The sequence below is a fragment of the Rhizobium sp. 42MFCr.1 genome, from assembly GCF_000377185.1.
GTDB classification, from domain to species: domain Bacteria; phylum Pseudomonadota; class Alphaproteobacteria; order Rhizobiales; family Rhizobiaceae; genus Rhizobium; species Rhizobium altiplani.
In genome coordinates this window covers 81,649-105,176 of sequence record NZ_KB897838.1, presented here as the reverse complement: position 1 = coordinate 105,176, position 23,528 = coordinate 81,649, and the positions used below count along the sequence as shown (strand labels likewise).

Here is a 23,528-nt window from a genome sequence, read left to right as displayed (position 1 = left end):
AGCTGGACGGCGGATCGCTTTCGAACGTCCAGCGCCACAGCCGCTGATAGGCGCGCGGGCCCGTCAGCACGTAGGACGGAAAGGTCTTGGAATTGGTGAAGGACAGATAGATCGTCCAGAGGATGAAGCCGTAGACGAACACAAGCGTGATGGCGAAACTCGGCGCGAGCACGATCTTCTGCAGCGCGTCCTGCAGGCGCGCGCGGATGGAAATGGGCGTTCCACGGTGCGGCGTGAGAACGGTTTTATCGGTAGCGATGGTGCTCATGGGGTCATCTCCTCCAACGAGATCGTCCGTGGCGGAATCTTCCCCGCCGACACCGGCGGGGAAGACCGTGGGAGGCCTTGATTACTTGGCGTCGTCGATGGCCTTGACGAGCTCTTCGACCGCCTGGTCGGAGGTCTTGATCTGGCCATGCACGAACTTCGAGACGACGTCCTTGTAGGCATTGGCAACCGCCGGAGGCGCGCCATAGCCCTGGGCCAGCGAGCCGTACAGCGTGCCGCCTTCATTGGCCTTCTTCAGGTCGGCGATACCCTTCTTGCCGCAGGCGTCGAAATCGGTATCCGGAACGTCGGTACGGGCCGGAACCGAGCCCTTGACGACGTTGAACGCCGACTGGAAGCTCTTCGACAGCGTTGCCTTGGCAAGCGCCACCTGTGCTGCCTTGCGGTCGTCAGGCACGTTGAACATGCCGAACATGTCCGAGTTGTAGATCACGCTGCCGTCGGTGCCCGGGAAGCGGTAGCACAGGAAGTCGGTGTTCGGTGTCTTCTTGGCGGCGACGAACTCGCCCTTGGCCCAGTCACCCATCACCTGCACGAGCGCATCGCCCTTGATGACCATGGCGGTCGCAAGGTTCCAGTCGCGTCCGGAGAAGTTCGGGTCGACGTACTGGACGATCTTCTGCAGGTTGTCGAACGACTTCTTCATCGTGTCCGACTTCAGCGACTCCTCGTCGAGGTCGTTCATCGCCTTCTTGTAGAACTCGGGGCCGCCCGTCGACAGCACGATCGAGTCGAACATCGTCGCTTCCTGCCAGTTCTGGCCGCCGAGCGCCAGCGGCGTCACGCCGGCAGCCTTCGCCTTGTCGAGCAGCGCGATCAGGTCGTCGAAGGTCTTCGGCTCGGTGCCGCCGATCTTGTCCATCACACCCTTGTTGATCCACAGCCAGTTGACCGAGTGGACGTTGACGGGGGCTGCGACCCACTTGCCGTCATAGACGGAGAACTTCTGCAGCGCCGCCGGAACCGCCTTGTCCCAGCCCTCGGCCTTCGCCGTCTCCGTCAGGTCCCCCATGACGCCGGCCTGGGCGTAGTCGAGAACGGTGTAGCCGAGCATCTGCGAGGCCGTCGGATAGGTGCCGGCCGCAACCATCGCCTTCAGCGCCGTCATCGCCGCATCACCGCCACCGCCGGCAACCGGCACGTCCTTCCAGGCAAACCCCTCCTTCGACAGATCCTCCTTCAACACGTTCAAGGCCGCAGCCTCGCCGCCGGACGTCCACCAGTGCAGCATCTGCACTTCCTTCACATCCGCAGCCTTGGCAGCACCCAAGCCCGCAACACTCATCGTCACCAACGCTGTCGTCAGCAAAAACTTGCGCATCGTTTCCTCCCGGTTTGCAAGTTCGAAGGTGCGGGACCATTCCCGCACCGATTACCCGCCCTCCTCGGGCGTAGTCTCGTTGCCGGTTATCCCAGCGTTTCCCTCTTCGGCATCCACCAGTTTGTCCGGGCGCCGATATGCATGTTGAGCGTCTTGGTCTCGGTGTAATCCTCCACCGCATGGCGGCCGAGTTCGCGGCCGAGGCCGGATTGCTTGTATCCTCCGAACGGCAGCTCGGAGGCGCCGTCCATGAAGGTGTTCATCCAGACCGTCCCTGCCCTGACCTTCCGACCGATCGTCAGGCAGGTGTCGAAGTCACGGCTCCAGACGCCAGCGGAAAGGCCGTAGTCTATGGAGTTGGCGATCGCGATCGCCTCACTGGTGGTTTCGAACGTGAGGACGGACAGCACCGGTCCGAAGACTTCCTCGCGCGCAACCGCCATGCCTGGCGTGACAGCTTCGAGGATCGTCGGCGCCATGTATTGCCCCATGCCCAAGTCGAGCTTTTCGCCGCCATGCGCCACCTGCGCACCGCTGCTCGTCGCACTGGCCACGTAACCGGCAATCTTTTCCAGATGCTGCGGCGTGATGATCGCGCCCACTTGCGTTGTCGGATCGAGCGGATCGCCAACCTTGACGTCCTTGGCGAGTTCGGCGACGCGCTTGACCACATCGGAAGCGATGCTCTTGTGCAGGATAAGGCGCGAGCCCGCATTGCAGCACTCGCCGGCATTGAAATAGGCGCCGAAGACGGCCGCGTCGATGAACGCATCGAGATCCGCATCCGGGAATACAATCTGCGGGTTCTTGCCGCCCAGTTCCAGCGAGACCTTCTTCAGCGTCTGCGCGGCATTCGTCATGGTGAGCTTGCCGACGCCGGTTGAGCCGGTGAACGACACCATGTCGACCTCAGGATGGGACGTCATGATCGCGCCGACCTCTGGTCCCGTGCCGGTGACAATGTTGACGACGCTATCGGGCACGCCTGCTTCCTGAAGGATTTCGCCAAGAACCAGCGTCGAGCCCGAGGTCAGTTCGGATGGCTTGACGACCGTGGTGCAGCCCGCCGCCAACGCAAAGGGAAGCTTCTGGCCGACGATCAGGAAGGGGAAGTTCCAGGGAGTGATGATCGATACGACGCCGATCGCCTCACGCAGGACAACGCCCAGCGTGCCGTCTCCAAGCGTGTTGTAACTTTCGCCATGAAGATCGCGGGCGAGCGCCGCTGCGTATCGCCAAATGTCGACCGAACCGGCGATTTCGCCGCGCACCTGGGAGATCGGCTTGCCGGCCTCGATCGCGTCCAGGTAGGCGAGTTCGTCCGCACGGGCTGAGATCAGGTCGGCAGCCTTGAGCAAGATGGCGGAACGTTCGGATGCCGTCATTCTGGGCCAGGGACCCGTGTCAAACGCCTTGCGGGCGGCTTTGATGGCGCGCTCGGCATCGGCTTTGCTTCCCGCCGGAAAGCGGCTCACGACGACGCCATGGCTTGGCGCCACGCGCTCGATCGGCTGGCCGGAGCCGGCCTCCCACTTGCCATCGACCAGCATCTTGAAGTCGCGGGCCTTGTGATCGCTAAGCGCCTTGGGAGTAACCAGAACCGTCATTACCATTCTCCTCTAAAGTGTGCAGGGCGTTTTTCGGTGAACGAAGCCACCCCCTCATTGAGGTCGCCGGTCTTCGCAACGAGGATCGAGCCCAGCGCCTCGACGGCCGTGCCATTGTCCTCGCCGTTCGCGGAGGCAATCATCAGCTTGACCACTTCAAGAGCAGCCGGCCCCCTCATCGCGATGCGGGCCGCATATTCCTTGGCCGCTTCCACGGCATTACCGGTCGATGTCACCACATCGACGATGCTAAGCGCGCGGGCTTCCTCGGCGGTGAAGATCTCACCGCCCAGCGCCATGCGCCTGACCACCTGCGCGCCGAAGCGCTTCACAAGACGCTGCGTGCCCGACCAGCCGGGAACCATGCCGAGGCCTGTTTCCGGAAGTCCGATCTTGATGTGCTCTTCGGCAATGCGAATGTCGGCGACGCCGGCAAGCTCCAGCCCACCGCCGAGCGCATGGCCGTTCAAGGCCGCGATCAGAGGCATTCTGAGGGTCGCAAGTCTTTCGAAGATGCGATGTCCGTGGCGTACCCAGGCATGACCAAACTCCTGTGGCCGCATGCCGCCCCAGGCCTTGATGTCGCCGCCCGCTGAGAAGCCCTTGCCTTCGCCTGTCAGGATCGCCACACGAACGTCGCCGTTAGCCTCGACGTCATCGGCGGCATCTGCGAGCGCCTTGAGCATGTCGAGATCAAGCGCATTCAGCTTTTCCGGACGCGATACCGTCATGATCGCGATGTGATCTTCGACGTGGATCTTGACCGTGCCGCTAGCCATTGAACGTGCCCTCCAGGACGCGGGCGCTCTTCTTCGGTAGAGTCAGGCCGATGTTTGCTTCACCAAAGAGTTTCGCATCCATGACCTTGAGGTCCTCTGCTATGATGAGCGAGAACTCGGACTGATCGAGGATATGGGCCTGCAGGTCGACACCCGGCGCAATCTCCGTGAGAACAATGCCTTTAGGCGTCAGCTTCATCACGCATCGTTCGGTGACATAAGTGATGTCCTGGCCCTGCTCGATCGCCCGCTTGCCGGAGAAGGTGACATGCTCGACCTCGTTGACGAGCTTCTTCAACTTGCCTTCCTTCTCGATCACGAGCTTGCCGTCGACGATCGCGAGCTTTGCGCCGGCATTGAACATCCCCGAGAAGACGATCTTCTTCGCACGCGCCGTGATATCGACGAAGCCGCCGGCACCCGCGGTGACGTGGGGACGGAACGACAACTTCGAAACGTTCACCGAGCCATCACGGCCGATCTCGAGGAAGGAGAGCAACGAGGCGTCGAAGCCGGCGCCCTGGAAATAGGTGAACTGGTATGGCGAGGGCATATAGGCGTCGGCGTTGGATGCACAGCCGAACGCGAAGTCCAGCAACGGGACACCGCCGACGGCACCCTGTTCGATGACCCAGGTGACGGAGCCGTGCAGCCCTTCCTCAAGGAGGATGCGCGGCACGTTGGCGGAAATGCCGAAGCCCAGATTGACGCAGCTGCCTGCCTGCAACTCTTGGGCAACGCGGCGCGCGATGACCTTCTGGATGTTGAATTCCGGAACGCGGAAGCTCTCCAACGGGCGAAAGATCTCGCCTGAGATAGCCGGATCGTAGAGCGTCTGAGTGGTCTGCTTCTGGTCCGGATCGACGATCACGTAATCGACGAGCATACCGGGGACGCGCACGTCATGCGGCTTCAGCGAACCTTCCTTGGTGATCCGCTTGACCTGAGCGATGACGATGCCGCCATTGTTGCGGGCAGCAAGCGCCTGGTCGAGACCGCCGAGATAGGCACCCTCGTGTTCATAAGTCAGGTTGCCGCGCTCGTCCGCGGTCGTCGCGCGGATGATGACGACCTGCGGCACGATCGACGGGAAGAACAGGTAGTCGTCGCCTTCGAACGAGACGCGCTTGACCACCGGGTCCTGGGCAGCGAGGTCGTTCATCGCGCAACCCTGCCTCTTTGAATCCACGAACGTGTCGATGCCCACCTTTGTCAGGACACCCGGGCGTTTGGCGGCAGCCTCCCGGTGAATATCGAACATGATGCCCGAGGGAATGTTGTAGGCCGGAATTTCGTTGTTCGTGATCATTTGCCAGATCAGCGGCGGCTCCGCACTGGATGGTCCCGACGGATAGGAGCCGCCGATGATACATTTGAGCAGGCCCTTCTTGGCGATATAGTCCACACCCCTGATACCGCTCATGTCGCCCGCCGCGATGGGATGCAGCGTCGTGATATCGCGCGGATGACCGGTGCTATCGAAGCGCTCGCCGATCGCCTTCAGCATCAGGTCGGGGCAACCGAGGCCGCTCGACGACGATACGGAGACAACCGCTCCGTCGGGGATCAGTGCTGCGGCTTCCGTCGGGGTAATGTGCTTGCTCATCTGATTACTCAAAGCCCTGTTTCGATTTTCACGGCCGAGCCGCTTTTCGCCGCCTCGACAACGGCGGGACCCGTCGCCAGCGACCAACTCATGCCTGCCTCCTGTTGGAACCGCCTGCCAGGTTTGCTCCACAGGTCTCCCGGACCACGAGCCGGACAGAGGAGACGATCGACTCCGCTTCCGCCCTACCCGCGCTGATCTGCTTCAGAAGCAGTTGCGCGGCGCGCCTGCCCATTCCCTGCGGATCCACCGAGATCGTCGTCAGCGCCGGAACGGCGGCCTTTGCCTCGATGACGTCATCGAAGCCGACCACTGCAAAGTCACGTCCAGGCTCGAGGCGCTGGGCGCGAAGCCCGTCGCACACACCGAACGCGACTGCGTCGTTGAAACACACAGCGGCAGTGGGAGCGGCAGCGATTGCCAGCGCTCGGCCGATCGCATCGACACCACCAGCTCTCGAGGGGGCGGAAGGCAGGATAAGATCTTCGTCAAGCTCAAGGCCGCAAGCCGCTATTGCGCCGCGATAGCCGTCGATGCGCTCGTCGAAGACCGCCGTATCACTAAAGCCGCCGATGAATGCGATCCGGCGGTGGCCAAGCGAAGCGAGATGCTGCACGCCAGCAGATATTCCCTCGCGATTGTCCGAAACGACGGACGAGACCTTAGCTCCCGGAACGTTGCGGACAGCCACGACGACGGGAATGCCAGCGGCGACCAGCGGCTTCAGGTCAGCGGCTTCGGTCGCACGGGCGGGCGACATGATCAGCCCTGAAATCCCATGCTCGCGCATGGAGGCGATAACTTCCCGCTGTCGGTCCAGGTTCTCGCTGGTATTGGACAGGAACTGGACGAATCCCGCGGACTGGACGACCATGTCCACACCAACGGCGAGTTCCGCGAAGAACCCGTTGGTCAGATCGTTGACCACCACGCCGATAATTTTCGACTTCGAACCGGATTGGCGCAGATTGGCGGCTCCGCGATTGTACACGTAGCCAAGCTCGCGCATCACCGCATTGACCTTCGCTCTCGTGCCGTCGTTCACCAGGGACGATCCTTGCAAGACAAGCGAAACGGTCGACTTGGAGACGCCCGCCGCCTTCGCAATATCGATGACGGTGACCCGCCCTTTTGTCATGAGATCCTCCAATGGCCTTAGCCACGGCGCCCAAATAATTGGAACGTTCCAATTTTGTCAAGTGGCAATTCCGCATTTCTTGCGGGAAAAGCAATCGCCATACAGGAATTACGCCTCTGCGCTTCTAAATATCTAAGCCACGGAAAATACATCAATATCATCTACGGCGCTTGCTTGTTCGCAAGAAATTGGGTCGGTGTCGATCTAGAATATTTTGGAACGATCTAAGTTAAACCAACCGGAGGTCGCGCATCAACGCTCCCCGCTGCTGAGCAAAAGTCACGGACATGTAGTGTCGGTAGGCTGGGCAGGAAACCGGCCCAGACGGTCTTTTGGATCTCCGCGCTGAGTCCCTTTACGCTGCGCGACCACTTAGCCCGCCGCTCCCAAGCGCCGAATGGCCAGCAGTCAGTCGCCAGCGGTGAAGCCACCTATGGCATGCGTCAAAAATCCATGGTGAGATCGGCCGCTGGTAGGCCTGAGCTCGTGGAAGCCGTGATAGACAGCGCTGCGCCAACCGGAACTCGCCGCGTCAGAACTCCCCGATCAAACCGCGATCGGCGCCTTGATGCTGGCGTCGGCTTCGTAGCCGACCAGCTCGAAATCATCGAACTTGAAGCCGAAGATGTCCTTCACGTCGGGGTTGATCCGCATGAACGGCAATGGCTTTGGCGTGCGCGTCAGCTGCAGCTTCGCCTGCTCGAAGTGGTTGTGATACAGATGCGCATCGCCGAGCGTGTGCACGAAATCGCCGAGCTTCAGGCCCGTTACCTGCGCCACCATCATCGTCAGCAGGGCATACGAGGCAATGTTGAAGGGTACGCCAAGGAAGATGTCGGCCGAACGCTGATAGAGCTGACAGGACAGCTTCCCGTCGGCGACATAGAACTGGAACAGGCAATGGCAAGGTGGCAACGCCATGTCATCCACCTCGGCGGGGTTCCATGCCGAAACGATATGCCGGCGTGAATTCGGGTTCTTGACGATGCCCGAAACGAGATTGGAGATCTGGTCGATATGGCCGCCATCGGGAGCAGGCCAGGAACGCCACTGTGCGCCGTAGACCGGCCCAAGGTCGCCGTTTTCATCAGCCCATTCGTCCCAGATCGAGACGCCATTGTCCTTGAGGTAGCCGATATTGGTGTCGCCGCGAAGAAACCAGAGAAGCTCGTGGATGATCGAACGCAGATGCAGCTTCTTGGTCGTCAGGACCGGAAAGCCCTCCTGAAGATCGAACCGCATTTGATAGCCGAACACCGAGCGTGTGCCGGTGCCCGTTCGATCGCCACGATCGGTTCCGTGTTCCATGACATGCTTCAAGAGATCGAGATACTGCTTCATCGTCCGCCGCCGATTCCGTTCCGTACCTATTTAGGCGTTTTGCCCGTCGAAACCAATCATAGTGCGGCTATTATCCCGGCAATTCTCCGCGATACCTACCAGACGGTCGGAGGCGCTTTCAGGCTACCGTCAGGTTTGCGTGTCGCCCTATGCTCAGCGCGGGGGCGCTCCACGGGGTTTCAGCACTGTCAGTATATTAGCGGCAATTCACGCCGCTCTCCTTTGGGACCAACCGCTTTTTTTTGGGGGGGGAAATGATGGCAGAGAGCCCGATACGATTGCAGCTGCGAACAGAGCGGCGGGACGAAGAATTCGCCAAAGAGGATCAGCCGATTGGCGACTTCACCAGATGTCTTTGACGACATGGTCAGCCGATCCGTGCCGTATTACGAAGAAATGCAGCGGATGGTCTGTGAGTTGGCGCTGGACTTCGCCGTACCGAACACCAATCTCTACGATATCGGCTGCTCGACGGCGACGACATTGCTTACGCTCGACCGAATGATCGATCCGAACGTCACTTTCATCGGCATCGACAATGCCCCTGACATGCTGGAAAAGGCGGCAAAGAAAATCGAGCATGCAGACGCGCGGCGCCCGATCGACTTGAAAGTCGTCGATCTCCACCAGGGTCTTCACATGGAGAACGCCAGCGTCGTCACCATGCTGCTGACGCTGCAATTCATTCGCCCGCTGTTTCGCGAGCGCGTAATGAAGATGATCTTCTCCGGCCTGAACGATCAGGGCTGCCTGCTCCTCGTTGAGAAATTGACCAGCGAGGATACGGCCTTCAACCGGCTGTTCATCCAGCACTATTACGACTTCAAGCGACGAAACGGCTACTCCGAAATCGAGATCGCCTAGAAGCGCGAAGCGCTTGAAAATGTGCTCATCCCCTATCGTCTGGAAGAGAACATGCAGCTTCTGAAAGAGGTCGGCTTCCGCAGTGTCGAGGTCTTTTTCCGCTGGTACAATTTCTGCGGCATCGTGGCCGTCAAGTGAGTCTGGGCGCAGAAATGAAAACAGCCATGATCCATATCGGGAACTTCTTCTTCAAATATCGCAATCAGGTGTTCCCGCTCATAATTGTCACCTTGTTTCTGATGACGCTACCCCCCTCGGAAATCGGGGGAAGCGTTACGGCGGAGCGTGTTAAAGACGTAGTTGCACTTCTGATCCTGCTTGCCGGCCTGGCTTTGCGCGCAACCGTGATCGACTATGCCTATATTCAGCGAGGCGGCCTGAAGAAGCGCGTCTACGCCAGCGATCTGGTGACCGAGGGGATGTTCGGGTCTGCCGCAACCCGCTCTATGTCGGAAACATGCTGATCTATGCAGCGGTCTTCTTGCTGCATGGAAATCCAATGGTCGTAGTTGTCGGCATAGCGCTCTTCATGCTCATCTACCAATGCATCGTCTACGCCGAGGAAGCATTTCTCGAAAACAAGTTTGGCGACGCCGACGTTCCGCGCTGGATGCTTCGCCTTGGCAATTTTGCGCCGGCAACGCAAGGGATGGTGTTCAATGCGAAACGCGTCATCGCGAAGGACTATTCGACTGTTTCCGCCGCGCTTCTGGCCGTTCTCCTGATCGAGATCTACCGGGTCGCCAGCGCAGCCAATGCGCTGTCTCTCCCCTATCTATCTCTTCTTGTCTTCTTCATGGCCGTCGTGGGCGCTGCGACCGGTATGGTGAGTCTGCTCAAGAAGCGCGGTGTTTTCAATGAGGCAACGGCCGTCTGCTAGAGCACGGGCGAAATTCCTGCAGTCCCGCTCACTACGAAACGGTTTTGTGACAACACCTCTTCCCAACCGAGGCGGAAAACACTATATCAGCCATGCCGGTCCTCGGGCCGGCTATGGCGATAAATGAGCGGTGTAATAAACCTATTGGACCCGGGGGCGGTACCCGGCGCCTCCACCAAAAACCGGCGGCTTGCAACAAGATGGCCGGCTTTTGATGGGGGCGAAACAGGATCGACAAGGGTGTAAAGATCGTCTTTTTGCTCGGCATTGTACCGCCGTTATCGGGCTAAAATTGTAGTTGCAAACGACAACTATGCGGAAGCTCGTCTCGCTGCTTAATCGCGGTGTGACACTTCAAATAAAGCCCTAGTGGTTCGCACCTCTAGGCGGGGTCCGAAGGCACCTGGCAACAGAAGCCTTCACCTTCTCCCTTGCGCGCAAATCATGTATGGTTTGGTCAAGCATGACTCGGCTCAGGCCTTTTCCAGGGCGTCTTGGCATGCCATACAGCCTTGGGAAACGAGTCCGAACCAAAAGAAAGACAGGAAAGCATGGGGCAGGATCACATCCGTTACGACATTCTGGCACAGGACGCGCTGCGTGGCGTCATCCGCAAGGTTTTGTCTGAAGTTGCCGCGACGGGCCGCCTGCCGGGCGAGCATCATTTCTTCATTACCTTTCTGACCGGCGCCCCTGGTGTTCGCATCTCGCAGCACCTGAAGGCGAAGTATCCGGAACAGATGACTATCGTCATCCAGCACCAGTTCTGGGAACTGAAGATCACGGAGACCACTTTCGAGATCGGCCTTTCCTTCTCGGATGTTCCGGAAAAGCTCTTCATTCCGTTCAACGCCATCCGCGGCTTCTATGACCCGTCCGTGAACTTCGAGCTGGAATTCGACGTGCCTCTCGCTGACAGCGAAGAGCTTCCCGCCGCTGAAATCACCGCCTATCCGGTTGCGTCCGAGAAGTCCGAGGAAACGCCCGCCGCCAAAGCCGATGGCGAGGAAAAGAAACCCGGCTCGGTCGTCTCGCTCGACGCCTTCCGAAAGAAGCAGTAAAACCAAGGGAAGCAACTGCTTCCCTTTTTCAATTCCGATCGAGGCCAACCGTGACCGCCGAAGTCGTCAATCTCCGCCAGTTCAAAAAGAAACAGGCCCGCGCCGACAAGGCGAGGCAGGCGGAGCAAAACCGTATCTCCTTTGGCCGCACCAAGGCCGAGAAGCAGCTGACGAAGGCGCTCAATGAGAAGGCCGAACGCTCTCATCAGCAAGGCCGGATAGAGAAATCTGAAGACGACAAATGAGCGCCCCGAGAAACGCAAAAGATTCCGGGATCAATCAGTTGGCAGGCTTTCTGGAATCAACGTGTCAGCGGCTCGAACCGAATTCTGAAGCCTTGCGATGATCCGCAAGCACTCGGCTACTCTACACGGACACCGCACCAGCTTCTCGTTGGAAGACGAGTTCTGGACCGAGTTGAACATAATCGCCAAAGCGCGCGCTATCCCACTCGCAGCCTTGATTTCCGACATAGACGATCAGCGACAGCCGGAGAGCAACCTCTCGTCAGCGCTGCGCGTCTATGTCCTTCATTGGCTGAAATCCGAGAGCGCGGGCTAGTTCGCCTCGAAGGCTACCGCGCGTGAGGATACCCACATACCGCGATCGCAAACACACTACTGCGGCACCTGCACGCCCGGCAACCCCGGCACCGTTTCGAAATTGAGTGAGTTCTCCGGGGGCACGGTAAGCTGCTCCTGTGCCCGTCGCGCCGCCTCTGCGGCCGCTTTTGCGTCCTCCGCCGCCTTTGCCTTGGCGCGCGCTTCGGCTTCAGCGTCAGCCTTTGCTTTCGCTTCCGCTGCCTGCCTATCGCGCTCGGCCTGCGCGGCCAAAGCTCTCAGGCGCTGCTCTTCCGCCTGCCGTTGCGCCTCGAAGGCTGCGGCCTTCTGGCGCTCGATATCGTTGAACTTGTAGAGAGCAACTTCACGGCGCAGTCGCTGCTTCTCCAGTACGTTGGACTGCAGGCGCTCGACGCGCCGGCGTTCGCGCTCGTAGGCGCGCAACGACAAGAAGCCGGTGATGTCCGTGACATCAATGGTTCGCCCAGGCGACGCGAGCAGTCCTGAAAAGTCGAGTCGTACCGCAGGCTCCGCACCGGGAAGCACCTCGCCACCCGGATTCAGTGCAATGTTGAGCGACGCATTGATGCGCTCCTGTGGCAGGTCGATCTGGCCGTTGCCGACGAGCTTTGCCTGGTCGGTCGTCACGCTGACGTTCTGAAAGCGCAGAACCCCATCCGTCACGTTGAACGGAATCGCAGTCGGCGGCAGCTTCGCTTCGCCGTTGTTGAGCAAGGTCTCGACGATCGGATGAACCTTGCCGGCATTCAGCTGATCCTGCATCGGATCGGTGGCGGCCAGTAATGGCGCCAGCATGCCGAGATTGAGACCACGTACGCTGATATCGCCAAGCCGAAGCTCGCCGGAGCCGTTCAAAGAACCAGCGATATCCTTCATGGACTTGCCGGAAGCCTCCATGGAGAGCCCAAGCCCGAACTTGCCGTTGGCGACCGGCGCGCCATCGCGGGGCCACACGACACCGGCCAAATCCGCATCTGCCAGCACCAGTTGCGTCTGGAAGAAGCCCGTACCGTCAGCATTGGTAAACAGCAGGCTGCCGTTGACGCTGCCGCCATCCCAACCGCCCTTGATGTCGTTCAGCTGCAATTCGTCGCCCCTGTAGGCCACGTTTGACGTGAAATCCGAAATCGCGCCGGACCAGCCAGGCCAGAATTGCTTGGCGGAGAGCTTGAGGTTGACGTCCAAATCCTTGAAGATCGGCAAGCCCAGCGCGCCGGCCGACAGGTCGCCGGTCGCCGCATCCGTCATAGGTCCGTAAACAGCTTCCCCTAGCCAGGTGGCATCGGCCTTGGATAGCGCCAATTCGCCCGTCGCCGTGGTCTTTTCCGCTTTACGGTCGACGGTCAGGGCGCCGCTGAACTCGTTGTCGGCGGCATGTCCTGCGATATCCGCAAAGGAAATCTTGTCGCCATCGATGGTCGCGTTCGTTGTCAGCTTGAACGGCAGGCCCGTACCCATTTGCGGCACAGCGATGCCGTTCATGACAAGATACGGATCAAGATCGGCACTCTCCAGGGATACTGCAAGCTGTCCGTTCATGAAGGCCTGCGGGCGAACGTCCACTTTGCCGCCAGCCGTAAACGATGTGCGGTCGGTGGCAAATGTCAGCTGGGCGTCGGCAGGATCCGTTCCTTCTGCCTGCACCTTCAGGGTCAGGCGGCCATTGGCATCGGCCTCGACCGGCAACGGATCAAGACCCGCCTGCCCAAACAGGATCGAGGTGACGCTGTTCTCAAGCGTCGCCTCAAGGCTCGTTGTGCCCTTGCCCGTCAGCGCCAGAAGATCCGACATGCGGTAGTCGAGGTTGACACGACTGCCGTTGGTCACCCCCGCCAATGTCAGTGTCAGGCCGTCGCCCTCGTCGCCTCCGAGAGTCAAAGCTCCGCGCAGTGCGGTATTCGTGTACCATGCGGCATTGCGCACAAGCCTATCCATGACCGGATGCTGCGGCAGATGCTGCTTGAGCATTGTGAAGAATGAGCCCGGATCCGCCGATTTGAAGGTGATTTCCCCAGAGCCCTTGTAATCGAGCAGCGATCCCTCGGCGCGACCGGTCGCAGTCACTTCGGCACCCGCCAGGTTCTTGATAGAAAGCTTGTCGACCGCGAGAGCCCCATCGGCAATTGCAAAGCTCGCCTCGACATCGCCCGCTTCGACGCCGAAGGCTGTAAACTTGTCGGCCTTGAGCCGTGCAGTGATCTTGTGATCGAGTACGTTGTCGCCGCCATCCTGGCCGGTGAACAGCCCTGTCAGCGCACGCAGTGCATCCAGATCGAGTGCGTCGCCGGCAAGCGCGACATCAAGCGTCGGTACCTGGTTGGCCAACGCCTGTCGGTCCATCCGACCCTTCAACGTGGCCTGTCCAACGGCGATTTCCAGGTTGTTGAACGTCTGCCGGTCATGCGTGAGGCTGACATCAGCGGAAAAGCCCGCCTGCCGCAGTTGCCGGATCGCCGGATCGACTGAGCCGGAAAGCCATGCCGCAAGGCCCGTGGGCTGATTGGAGGCCACCGTGATCTGCCCAACGAACGATGCTTGCCCCTGCAAATTGAGCTTGCCCTGGCCTTCCACCTGTGTGCGTCCCGGAAGCGTGCCGACCACGTTGTCGATGATCCAGCCCTTGCCAGCGGGTTGCACATCGAGCTGGATATCGCGGATTGTCGTGTCGCCGGCGACGATCGCCGGCAACCGAACGGTTGCCTTACCCGGCACCTGCGGTACAGGCACTTGCGAAACGATCTGAATCAGCGCGTTCAGGCGCTGCCGCGCCGATAGGCCGGGATCGCGCGTCGTCTTGCCATTCGCACCCTGATTGCCGATGCGATTGACGTCGATCTGCTGGCCGTTCGCGATCAGCAGGAATTGCGGCTGGCTTCCGGTGTCCAGGGTCGCCTCGCCCGTGACCACATAGGGATCATCGGTGGCTCCGATCTCGAGACGGTATTCCGGTATACGAATGCTCTCGTTCGTAAGCTCGAACTTGCCTTTCAGTCGCGGAGGAACATCGGTCTTGTCGGCCGCCTTGGCGTTCCGGCTCTCGATCGATGCAGATATCGCTCCCTGATAGTTCGGCCTGCGGTCGACAAGTTTCAACTCGCCATCGAGATCGACGATCACCGGTTGCTTGTCGGGCTGCAGTCGCGTGCGCATCCGCAGGATCCCGTTCTCATCAGGCTGATTGCTGGCGATCATGAAACTCCCATGTGCGCCATCCAGCGCCGCATCGCCTTCGATCCTCCACGGACCGGCAAGCGACTTAGCCGACATTTCGGCGTTCAGTCCTGTGATGCGGCGCGACCGCCCTGACTGATCGTCAATGAACTGAATATCGCCGCCAGTAACGTGGACGTTTTCGAGAACAACCGTCTTGGCCGGAATTTCGGGTTGGCTGCCACGGGTCCAATCGAGCGTGCCATCCTTCAAGAGGCGCAGCTTCACCCGCGGATTGACCACGCGCATGTCGAAGATCAACGCCTCGCCGGAAAGGAAAGGCGCGAGTTCAGCATCCATGGAGAACTGCTCGATCTGCACGATCGGCGACCCGTCGACCTCCTGTCCAACGCGCACATCATGCAGCGTCACCGAAGGGAACGGCAGAAGGCGCGCGTCCACCGCTCCGTGCACGACGACCTTTTTGCCGATAATCCGGCTCGCCTGATCCTCGAAATTCTTTCGGAAATCGGTCCAATCGATAAACAGCGGTGCCAGCAGCGCTACGAACAGCGCCACCACAATCACTCCGCCCAAAAAGACGAGGAACCGGCCTACCAACTCAACTATTCTCCATTCGGGAATCCATTGCGGACACTAGAGCATGATCCCGAAAGCTGTGAAGCAGCTTTCGGGCAACATCATGCCCTATTTAATTGATTTGGAGATGAATTCGCCTCATCGCCAGTCAATCTTCCGTAGCGTCAACCCTGCCGGCCTACAGGCACGACGGAATCCCACTTCAGGTGCGGTGGAATATCTTGCCAGGATTGAAGATATCATCCGGATCGAGCGCCTTCTTGACCTGCCGCATCAGTTCAACCGTGCCGCCGAGCTCCTCTTCCAGGAATGCCATCTTGCCCTGGCCGATGCCGTGCTCGCCAGTGCAGGTGCCGTCCATCGCCAGAGCGCGAGCGTTGAGCCTGCCGACAAAGGCCTCGGCAGCGGCAATGCCCTCCTCGGTCTCGTCGTCGAACAACAGGAGCACATGGAAGTTTCCATCGCCTGCATGCCCGACGATCATCGCCAGCAGGCCATGTTCCTCTATATCGATCTGCGTCTCGCCGATACAATCGGCAAGACGGGAAATAGGCACGCAGACATCCGTCGAGAGCGCGGCCAATTCCGGCGCCAGCGCGCGCGATGCCCAGTAGGCATCGTGCCTTGCCTTCCAGAGCCTGCTGCGCTCCTCGGCGTTGACTGTCCATGAGAACGCGCCGCCTCCACATTCGGAGGCAATCTCGGCAAACTGTTCCGATTGCAGGGCAACGGTTTCATCCGTGCCATGAAATTCGAGGAAGAGCGTCGGCGTTTCCTCGTAGTTCAGCTTGGAATAGGCATTGCAGGCACGAATTTGCAGCGCATCGAGAAGTTCGATGCGGGCGACCGGAATGCCCATCTGGATGGTCATGATGACGGCATCGCAGGCGGCCCGAACAGTCGGAAAGGCGCAGACGCCACCGCCGATCTTCTGCGGGATGCCCTGCAGCCTCAGCGTCACCGACGTTAGTATGCCAAGCGTGCCTTCCGCGCCGACAAACAACCGGGTCATATCGTAGCCGGCTGACGACTTGCGGGCGCGTCGTGCGGTACGTATTTCTTCTCCGTTCGCAGTAACCGCGGTCACGGCAAGCACATTGTCCTTCATCGTGCCGTAACGCACGGCATTCGTTCCGGAGGCCCGCGTCGAAGTCATGCCACCGATCGAAGCGTTTGCTCCGGGATCGATGGGGAAGAATAGACCAGTGTCACGGAGATAGGTATTGAGCTCCTCCCGCGTCACCCCGGGCTCGACGGTACAATCGAGATCCTCAGCATTGACTTCAAGAACCCGGTTCATTCGACTGAAATCGATCGATATACCGCCATTCGGCGCATTGACCTGCCCTTCCAGCGACGAGCCGGTGCCGAAGCCAATGACCGGCACCTTGTGCTCGGCGCAAATCTTGACTGCAGCCTTCACATCGTCGGCACTCTCTGCAAAGAGCACGCCGTCTGGCAGCTGAGCCGGGATGTAGGTAGTAGTATGCGCGTGCTGTGCACGGAACGCCTCGCCGGTCTGGAAGCGCTCACCAAAGCTCTGTTTCAGAACAGCAAGAGCGGCGGTGATGCCTGTTTCGTTCCGTGTTCCGGATTTTGCATCTTTGAGCGCCATCTCTTTGATCTCCTTCACCTTCACACCCGGAGGCAGGTTGGTATGAGACAAGAGACGGCGCCTGTCTAGTGCATGATTACGGAGAACTGTCCCCGATCGAGCACCCTTAGACCACCGGCGGGTTTAGCCGCGCAAACGCTTCCTGCCTGCGGTATGGGAAGTAGGGATAGGGCGCGGTTACACTGCTCGCTTTGTCGAGCTTTTCCACCTGCTCCTTCGCCAATGACCAGCCGACGGCACCGAGGTTCTGCCGCAGTTGCTCCTCGTTGCGCGCGCCGATAATGACGCTGGAAACAGTGGGGCGACCGATCAGCCAATTGAGCGCGATCTGCGGGACGGTCTTGCCCGTTTCCTCGGAAATCTCCAGCAGCGCATCTACGATATCATAGAGCTTCTCATCATCGACCGGCGGCCCGAATTCAGCCGTCTGGTGCAGCCGACTGCCTTCTGGCAATGGTTGGCCACGGCGGACCTTGCCGGTGAGACGGCCCCAGGCAAGCGGACTCCAGACCAACGCACCGACGCCCTGGTCGGCAGCAAGCGGCATCAGTTCCCATTCGTAATCGCGGCCGGCAAGGGAGTAGTAGACCTGATGCGCAACATAGCGCGCGTAGCCATGCCGCCCAGCAATGCCGAGCGACTTCATCAGCTGCCATCCCGCGAAATTGGAGACGCCGACATAGCGGATTTTCCCTGCCGCGATCAGCCCGTCCAGTGTTGCGAGTACCTCTTCGATCGACGTCGAAGCATCGAACGCATGGAGCTGCAACAGGTCGATATAGTCGGTCCCTAGGCGTTTCAACGCCTCGTCAGTGGAACGTATCAGGCGCGAGCGCGACGTTCCCCAATCACCCGGTCCGTCGCCCATCGGTAGCGCGATCTTGGTTGAGATCAGCACGGCGTCGCGCCGGCCGGCGATAGCCTGGCCAAGGACTTCCTCGGAGGCGCCGCCCGAATAGACATCTGCGGTGTCGAAGAGATTGACGCCCGCTTCCAGCGAAATGTCGATCAAGCGTCGAGCTTCGGCGGCGTCCGTGTTGCCCCAGGCACCGAAGAGCGGACCCGAGCCTCCGAATGTTCCCGCACCGAAGCTCAAAACCGGCACCCTGAGGCCCGATGCGCCGAGATTTCTGTATTCCATGGTCGGTCTCCTGTTGTGGACTTCAGAAGAGATAGACACTGAATCTATCGTGATATAGATTGCCGGGAGGAAAACTATCCATGAATTGAATTCATCATGAGTCGACAAGACATCAATCGCTCCGGCGAAATGGAAGTCTTCGTGCGTGCCGTCGAACTCGGCGGTTTCACGGCCGCAGCGCGTGCCTGCCGCATGACACCATCTGCCGTCAGCAAGCTTGTGGCGCGCCTTGAGGCACGCCTCGGCGCTCGCCTCGTCAACCGTTCGACCCGCAAGCTGCATCTGACGCCGGAGGGATCCGCCTTTTATGAGCGTAGCGTTTCGATCCTTGCGGACATCGCGGAGGCCGAACGCTACGCCTCCGCCGGCGAGCAGGCCGCGGGTCCCATCCGCATCAACACGAGCGCTTCCTTCGGCCATCATATCCTTGCACCGCTCGTTTCGGATTTTCTGGCGCTCAATCCCGCCGTCACCCTCGACATCTCTCATACCGATGCCATTGTCGATCTTGTCGAGGATCGCGCCGATGTGGCGATCCGCGCCGGACCGTTGAAGACCTCTAGCCTCATTGCGCGCAAGCTTGGCTTCACCCGCAACGTCATCGTGGCATCGCCGGATTATTTGAAACGCGAAGGCGAACCGAAGTCGATCACCGATTTGAAGCGCCATCGCCGTGTCGGCTTCTCCTACGCACGCAGCGTTCAGGGCTGGCCGTTACTCGATGGCGGCGAGACCATTGGCCTGCCGATTACGCCAGGCGTCCAGGTGGGCGACGGCGAAGCGATGCGATATATGGCGCTGTCAGGTGCAGGCCTGGTCCGCCTCGCCACCTTCACCGTTCGCGCCGATATCGAGACCGGGCGACTGATTCCGGTTCTCGAGGATCTCAACCCCGGCGACATCGAGGAGTTCTACGCCGTCTACATTGGCCAGGGCGGTCCGTTGCCGGCTCGCGTGCGGGCCCTGCTCGACTTCCTGGCGGAGCGTGTCAGCCTCTGACCTCGCGAAACCGACAGGATTTCGCAATTGACCGCTTCCCCGGCAGGCGCCTATATCGGCGCATATCCTCCGGCCCTCCGGCCGGCTTCTTTTGCCAGCCAGTGCTGCTCTCCTGCTTCGCCTGATCGCGGCTCCAGCATTGGCAAGACATGCACGGGAATCATGCCGTTGTACGACGCCAGCCGTTTCTTTCGATACGCCAGCCTGCCGCGATGGATTCTCCTGCTCAGTATCTCGACCCTGCTTGTGGTCGGGCTTGAAATGCTCGGGCTGCCAGCCTCGCTCCTTATCGGCCCGATGGTGGCTGCAATCATCCTTGCCCTTTCCATCGGGCAGGGATCGCTTCAGGTGCCGCGCTGGCCACTCCTCTTCGGGCAGGCGCTCGTCGGTTTTCTGATGGCGCGCGCCATCACTGTCGATATCCTCAAGACCATGGCGACCGACGCGCCACTTTTTCTCGCGATGATCTTCTCCGTCATCGTTGCCGCGGCCGGCCTTGGCTGGCTGCTGACGCGCTGGCAGGTCTTGCCGGGAACGACCGCGGTTTGGGGTTCCTCGCCAGGCGCGGCGTCCGCGATGGTCATCATGTCCGAAGCTTATGGCGCCGATGCCCGTCTCGTCGCCTTCATGCAATATCTGCGGGTGGTCTTCGTCGCGGTGGCGGCCTCGGTTGTCTCGCGCCTCTGGGTTGCCGCCGATGGTGGCGAAGCGCCGCCCTTCATCCTCTTCCCGTCGGTCGACTGGCAGGCGCTGGCCGCCACTGTCGCCCTCACCTGCCTGTCCGCCTACATTGCGGTGCGCTTTCGCATTCAGGGCGGCACGATCACCGTGCCGTTGGTTCTCGGCGCGCTGCTTCAAGGGTTCGGGTTGTTCAAGATCGAACTTCCGCTCTGGCTGCTGGCGATCAGTTATGCCCTGATCGGCTGGAACATCGGACTGCGTTTCACACGCCGCATTGTCATGCACGCCGCGCGTGCCCTGCCCCGCGTCGCGGCCTCTATCCTGCTGCTAATGTCGATCTGCGGCTGTATGGCCCTTGCCTTGCACAAATTCGCCGGCGTCGATCCGCTGACGGCCTATCTGGCGACCAGTCCCGGCGGGGCTGATTCTGTGGCGATCATTGCGGCGTCAACCGACGTCGACGTGCCCTTCGTGATGGCGATGCAAACCGGCCGCTTCCTAGTGATCCTGTTTACTGGCCCAATGCTGGCACGCTTTATCGCGCGCCGCTCCGGCCTTGCGGAGAAGCCCGTCTAAGGCTCGCCCATTGGCCGGGCGTCATGCCATAGGCCTTTTTGAAATGACGTGTCAGATGGCTTTGGTCTGCAAAGCCCGTCGCCGCGGCCACATCCGAAAGCCCGTCACCCACCCCGATCATGGCGCGCGCCTGCTGCAGCCGCCGCATGAGCAGATAGCGATGCGGGCTTGTGGCGAAGGCGGCCCGGAAGTGCCGCGAAAGGGAGAAGCGGTCGAGACCGGTGACCGTCTCCAACTCACCGGATCGCACCGCTTCCGTCGCATGTGCTTCGAGATAATCGCGCGCCAATCTAGCACGCTGCCACGCAACGTTGCCGAGCGGCCGCCGCGGGGTCTTTGCATGCTTTGCAAGTCCGCCGGCAACACGCGAAACAAAGTCGTCGACGAACAACTCGTCGAGCTCGCGATCCAGCTCACTGAGTGCAGCTAGCAGCGTACCCGCCAAAACCGGATCCCCGATGACAGGGTCGTCAACGAAGGGCAGCCCGATCTTTTCCGCTCCAAGGCATTGGAGCAGTAGCGCCGGCTCAAGATAAAGCATGCGATATTGCAGCCCATCATCGGTGCCTGCTCCACCATCATGCTCCTCGTCCGGATGGAGCACGAGCACCTGCCCGGGCATGCTGAAGCGCCGCTGGCCGCGATAAGAAAAGGTCTGCACGCCTTTCATCGTGACGCCGAGAGCATAGGTATCGTGGCGATGCGGCTCGAAGGCCTTGCCGGAAAACTGCGCTTCCATCCGCTCGATTCCCGGAAAAGCCGGCGCAATCACGATCCCGTCTGCGCCGGGCTCCGTGCACAAACGTTCAAGACCCTCGAAGGCGTGACTGGTTACATCCTGGTCCAACGCGACTTTCGAACCTGCATGAAAGAGACTGGAATGTTTGATACCAAAATTGCGATCGTCCTGCGAAACAATCTTGCATCCTGGCAGAAGCTGAACGTCACGGCTTTCCTGATGAGTGGCATTGCCGGCCAGCACCCCGAGATGATCGGCAAGGCCTACAAAGACCGCGCCGGCAATCTCTACAATCCGCTTTCCATCCAGCCGATCATTGTACTGTCGGCAGAGGACGAAACGATGTCGACAATCCACCGCCGCTCGCTCGAGCGCGGCATAACCTCGTCGCTGTTCATCGAGGAGATGTTTGCAACCGGCCACGACGCCGCCAACAGGGCCGTCTTTGCCGAATACGCACCCGACGATGCCAAGGTCGTCGGCATAGCCATCCGGGCCGAAAAGAAGATCGTCGACAAGATCACCAAGGGCGCGACGATGCATCAATAACGAAAACGGCCGGGCGCTGGCCCGGCCGTTTCTCTTGACTGAAGTTTGGATCAGCTCTGCGTGACAGGCGCAATCTGGATTTCGACGCGGCGGTTCTGAGCACGTCCGGCTTCCGTAGCGTTGGAAGCGATCGGCTGCGACGGACCGAAGCCGACAGCGGAAACGCGGCGCGGGTCGATGCCCTGCGTGCCGAGATAATCGGCAACCGACATGGCGCGGCGCTGTGACAGATCCTGGTTGTGCTGCAAGCTGCCGGTCGAGTCGGTGTGGCCGTTGACGTCGATCAGCGTGCGGTTAAACTTGCGCAGGACGATCGCGACAGAATTCAGCGTTGGATAGAAGCCAGACTTCACAGCGTCCTGGTCAACATCGAACGTGATGTTGGACGGCATGTTGAGGATGATGTTGTCGCCGCGGCGGGTCACCGAAATGCCCGTTCCCTGGAGCTGGGCGCGCAGTTCCGATTCCTGCTGGTCCATGTAGTTGCCGATCGCACCGCCTGCGAGCGCACCGACGCCGGCGCCGATCAGCGCGGCATTGCGACGTCCGACCGGCGAGCCGCCGACCGCCAAACCGGCAAGCGCGCCAACGCCGGCACCCAGCAGCGCGCCGCCCGATGTATTCGACATCTTCTGCTCGCCCGTATAGGGGTCGGTCGTGGTGCAAGCACTAAGGTAAGTTGCGGCAACAGTCAGAAGTATGAATTTCTTGATCATGGACGGGCGAATCTCCAATTCGGTGTTGATGCGACCAGTATTAAGGATTGCGGCAACAAGATGAAGCAGACGCTGCAGATGCTCGAAATTGGGCAAAAAGCACAACTACTGCGGACGGCAAGCAACAACAACGGCCAGGCCGCTAAGTCGCCCGTCGGAATCTAAGCGACAGTTCTACTTCAAGACGACCGGTTAGAAGTTCTGGAAGAGTTGGCGAACCGTGTCGTAGCTGGCGTTGGCGATGTTCAGCGACTGCAAGCCAAGCTGCTCTTGGGTTTGTAAGGCACGCAGCAGGCTCGACTGCTCTTCCATATCGGCGTCGATCAGACGGCTGATGCCGCGGGAATAGGAGTCGTCCAGCGACTGCGCGAAGTCGCTCTGGATGCTGATGCGCTTTTCAAGCGCACCGAAGGCCGAGCCAACCGTCGTCATCTGGTTCAGCATCATATCGACGACGGTGATCATCTCCTTCACCTGCGCCTGCGTCGTGCTGCTCGAAACACCGATTTCAACCTGCCCAGCCGTGTTACCAGCGCCTTTGAGCATCACATAGTTCTGCGAGGCACCGGCCTCGGTCGCGAAATACTGGGATGTAAGAGCGCCATATTCACCGGAACCGGTGGTACGGTCGTCAATCAGGTAGCGAGCATCCTTCGAGGTGGTTGCCCCAACGGGCGCGAGATCGACCTCATAGCTCAGCATATCGACCTTCACCGTTCCGTCGGAATAGCGGATGAACGACGACGGGATCTCCCTCGGCTTGGAGGGATCGGCCGAATCGTCGATCGTAACCCAGTTGTCGCCGTTGAACTCCGCCGACTGCGCGACCGACCGGAGCTGATCTTTCAGGTGGGCGATATCGGTGTTGATCTTGTCCTTGTCGACACCAGACTCGGTCGCTGCGACCAGCTTTGCCTTGATCTCGCTGACGAGATCAATTGCGCTGTCGACGGCGTTATAGGCCGTGCCCATCGTCGCAGCCGCCAGGCCGAGAGCGTCGCGAATGGCCGATTGAGCTTTCTGATCAGTTTTCAGGGTCGAACTAATCGCCCAATAGGCGCCGTTGTCGGACGCTCTTTCGACTCTGAGGCCGGTAGACACCTGCCTCTGGGTTTTGGTCATGTCGCGACCGATGTCGCGCAATACATACAGCGCGGCATCCACCGAGGTGCGCCGATAAATGCTCAAGGTACTGTACTCCGAACACAACAATACACTGATACAAAAAAACCGTACCGCGAACGATCATTGTCCGGGAGCGCCTGAACGAGGCACCAGGGCGGCCCTCAGAAAACG

Annotated in this window: 21 protein-coding genes, 1 other RNA gene and 1 pseudogene; 10 read left to right on the top strand and 13 right to left on the bottom strand. The window is 60.1% G+C overall.

Features of this window, described 5'->3' with window-relative positions; translation table 11 throughout:
* The 7 genes and pseudogenes from C934_RS0119875 to C934_RS0119840 all read right to left on the bottom strand — a co-directional run.
* Nucleotides 1-268 (bottom strand): annotated as a pseudogene (locus C934_RS0119875) (sugar ABC transporter permease); the annotation flags it as partial.
* Nucleotides 269-349: 81 nt separating this feature from the next.
* Complete coding sequence (locus C934_RS0119870; protein ID WP_018858615.1) at nucleotides 350-1,609, bottom strand: ABC transporter substrate-binding protein; 1,260 nt, start codon at nucleotides 1,607-1,609, stop codon at nucleotides 350-352.
* 86 nt (nucleotides 1,610-1,695) lie between these two features.
* Complete coding sequence (locus C934_RS0119865) at nucleotides 1,696-3,222, bottom strand: aldehyde dehydrogenase family protein (RefSeq protein ID WP_192304717.1); 1,527 nt, start codon at nucleotides 3,220-3,222, stop codon at nucleotides 1,696-1,698.
* Nucleotides 3,216-3,995: an enoyl-CoA hydratase/isomerase family protein gene (locus C934_RS0119860; RefSeq protein WP_018858377.1), complete on the bottom strand. Its 780-nt coding sequence runs from the start codon at nucleotides 3,993-3,995 to the stop codon at nucleotides 3,216-3,218. Before C934_RS0119860 ends, C934_RS0119865 begins: the two co-directional genes overlap by 7 nt.
* On the bottom strand, nucleotides 3,988-5,601 hold the full coding sequence (locus C934_RS0119855; RefSeq protein WP_018858376.1) for an acyl CoA:acetate/3-ketoacid CoA transferase: 1,614 nt from the start codon (nucleotides 5,599-5,601) through the stop codon (nucleotides 3,988-3,990). Before C934_RS0119855 ends, C934_RS0119860 begins: the two co-directional genes overlap by 8 nt.
* Nucleotides 5,602-5,689: 88 nt before the next feature.
* Nucleotides 5,690-6,739: a LacI family DNA-binding transcriptional regulator gene (locus tag C934_RS0119845; RefSeq protein WP_018858375.1), complete on the bottom strand. Its 1,050-nt coding sequence runs from the start codon at nucleotides 6,737-6,739 to the stop codon at nucleotides 5,690-5,692.
* A 546-nt stretch (nucleotides 6,740-7,285) separates the two neighbouring features.
* A complete protein-coding gene (locus C934_RS0119840) occupies nucleotides 7,286-8,080 on the bottom strand; it encodes a thymidylate synthase (protein ID WP_018858374.1) in 795 nt (264 codons plus the stop codon).
* A 333-nt stretch (nucleotides 8,081-8,413) separates the two neighbouring features.
* On the opposite strand from C934_RS0119840, the gene C934_RS32195 reads away from it, so the two are divergent.
* The 7 genes from C934_RS32195 (at nucleotide 8,414) to C934_RS0119815 (ending at nucleotide 11,446) form a co-directional block, all read left to right on the top strand.
* Complete coding sequence (locus tag C934_RS32195) at nucleotides 8,414-8,944, top strand: methyltransferase domain-containing protein (RefSeq protein ID WP_245267979.1); 531 nt, start codon at nucleotides 8,414-8,416, stop codon at nucleotides 8,942-8,944.
* A gap of 152 nt (nucleotides 8,945-9,096) precedes the next feature.
* Complete coding sequence (locus tag C934_RS35720) at nucleotides 9,097-9,408, top strand: hypothetical protein (protein ID WP_245267978.1); 312 nt, start codon at nucleotides 9,097-9,099, stop codon at nucleotides 9,406-9,408.
* Nucleotides 9,402-9,824, top strand: a complete 423-nt coding sequence (locus C934_RS35715; protein WP_245267977.1) for a hypothetical protein — start codon at nucleotides 9,402-9,404, stop codon at nucleotides 9,822-9,824. Before C934_RS35720 ends, C934_RS35715 begins: the two co-directional genes overlap by 7 nt.
* 55 nt (nucleotides 9,825-9,879) lie before the next feature.
* Nucleotides 9,880-10,248: a transfer-messenger RNA gene (gene ssrA, locus C934_RS33825) on the top strand.
* 127 nt (nucleotides 10,249-10,375) lie between these two features.
* Nucleotides 10,376-10,885 carry an SspB family protein gene (locus tag C934_RS0119825; RefSeq protein WP_018858372.1) on the top strand — a complete coding sequence of 170 codons (510 nt, stop codon included), beginning with the start codon at nucleotides 10,376-10,378 and terminating at the stop codon, nucleotides 10,883-10,885.
* Between the two features lie 50 nt (nucleotides 10,886-10,935).
* The gene (locus C934_RS0119820) at nucleotides 10,936-11,130 is read left to right on the top strand and encodes a DUF4169 family protein (RefSeq protein ID WP_018858371.1); all 195 of its coding nucleotides are present in this window, start codon (nucleotides 10,936-10,938) and stop codon (nucleotides 11,128-11,130) included.
* A gap of 97 nt (nucleotides 11,131-11,227) precedes the next feature.
* A complete protein-coding gene (locus C934_RS0119815) occupies nucleotides 11,228-11,446 on the top strand; it encodes a ribbon-helix-helix domain-containing protein (protein WP_018858370.1) in 219 nt (72 codons plus the stop codon).
* Nucleotides 11,447-11,502: 56 nt separating this feature from the next.
* On the opposite strand, the gene C934_RS0119810 is transcribed toward C934_RS0119815, so the two are convergent.
* The 3 genes from C934_RS0119810 to C934_RS0119800 all read right to left on the bottom strand — a co-directional run bounded on the left by C934_RS0119810 (nucleotide 11,503) and on the right by C934_RS0119800 (nucleotide 17,972).
* Nucleotides 11,503-15,237 (bottom strand): AsmA family protein, encoded by a 3,735-nt coding sequence (locus tag C934_RS0119810; RefSeq protein WP_018858369.1) that lies wholly within the window; start codon nucleotides 15,235-15,237, stop codon nucleotides 11,503-11,505.
* 181 nt (nucleotides 15,238-15,418) lie between these two features.
* A complete protein-coding gene (locus C934_RS0119805; protein ID WP_018858368.1) occupies nucleotides 15,419-16,831 on the bottom strand; it encodes an FAD-binding oxidoreductase in 1,413 nt (470 codons plus the stop codon).
* A 106-nt stretch (nucleotides 16,832-16,937) separates the two neighbouring features.
* Nucleotides 16,938-17,972, bottom strand: coding sequence for an aldo/keto reductase (locus C934_RS0119800; RefSeq protein WP_018858367.1), 1,035 nt, complete (start codon nucleotides 17,970-17,972; stop codon nucleotides 16,938-16,940).
* A gap of 96 nt (nucleotides 17,973-18,068) precedes the next feature.
* Between C934_RS0119800 and C934_RS0119795 the strand changes: the two genes are divergently transcribed.
* Together C934_RS0119795 and C934_RS0119790 are read left to right on the top strand one after the other, a co-directional pair.
* Nucleotides 18,069-18,971: a LysR family transcriptional regulator gene (locus C934_RS0119795; protein ID WP_018858366.1), complete on the top strand. Its 903-nt coding sequence runs from the start codon at nucleotides 18,069-18,071 to the stop codon at nucleotides 18,969-18,971.
* A 162-nt stretch (nucleotides 18,972-19,133) separates the two neighbouring features.
* Nucleotides 19,134-20,228 carry an AbrB family transcriptional regulator gene (locus tag C934_RS0119790; RefSeq protein WP_018858365.1) on the top strand — a complete coding sequence of 365 codons (1,095 nt, stop codon included), beginning with the start codon at nucleotides 19,134-19,136 and terminating at the stop codon, nucleotides 20,226-20,228.
* Here the strand turns inward: C934_RS0119790 and C934_RS0119785 are convergent.
* Nucleotides 20,188-21,075 (bottom strand): AraC family transcriptional regulator, encoded by an 888-nt coding sequence (locus tag C934_RS0119785; RefSeq protein ID WP_018858364.1) that lies wholly within the window; start codon nucleotides 21,073-21,075, stop codon nucleotides 20,188-20,190. The genes C934_RS0119790 and C934_RS0119785 overlap by 41 nt on opposite strands.
* Nucleotides 21,076-21,108: 33 nt before the next feature.
* Between C934_RS0119785 and C934_RS0119780 the strand changes: the two genes are divergently transcribed.
* Nucleotides 21,109-21,516 carry a DUF2000 family protein gene (locus tag C934_RS0119780; protein ID WP_018858363.1) on the top strand — a complete coding sequence of 136 codons (408 nt, stop codon included), beginning with the start codon at nucleotides 21,109-21,111 and terminating at the stop codon, nucleotides 21,514-21,516.
* 50 nt (nucleotides 21,517-21,566) lie between these two features.
* Here the strand turns inward: C934_RS0119780 and C934_RS0119775 are convergent, their stop codons facing one another.
* Together C934_RS0119775 and C934_RS0119765 are read right to left on the bottom strand one after the other, a co-directional pair.
* Nucleotides 21,567-22,232: an OmpA family protein gene (locus C934_RS0119775; RefSeq protein WP_018858362.1), complete on the bottom strand. Its 666-nt coding sequence runs from the start codon at nucleotides 22,230-22,232 to the stop codon at nucleotides 21,567-21,569.
* 192 nt (nucleotides 22,233-22,424) lie between these two features.
* The gene (locus tag C934_RS0119765; protein ID WP_018858360.1) at nucleotides 22,425-23,420 is read right to left on the bottom strand and encodes a flagellin N-terminal helical domain-containing protein; all 996 of its coding nucleotides are present in this window, start codon (nucleotides 23,418-23,420) and stop codon (nucleotides 22,425-22,427) included.
* Nucleotides 23,421-23,528: the final 108 nt, after the last annotated feature.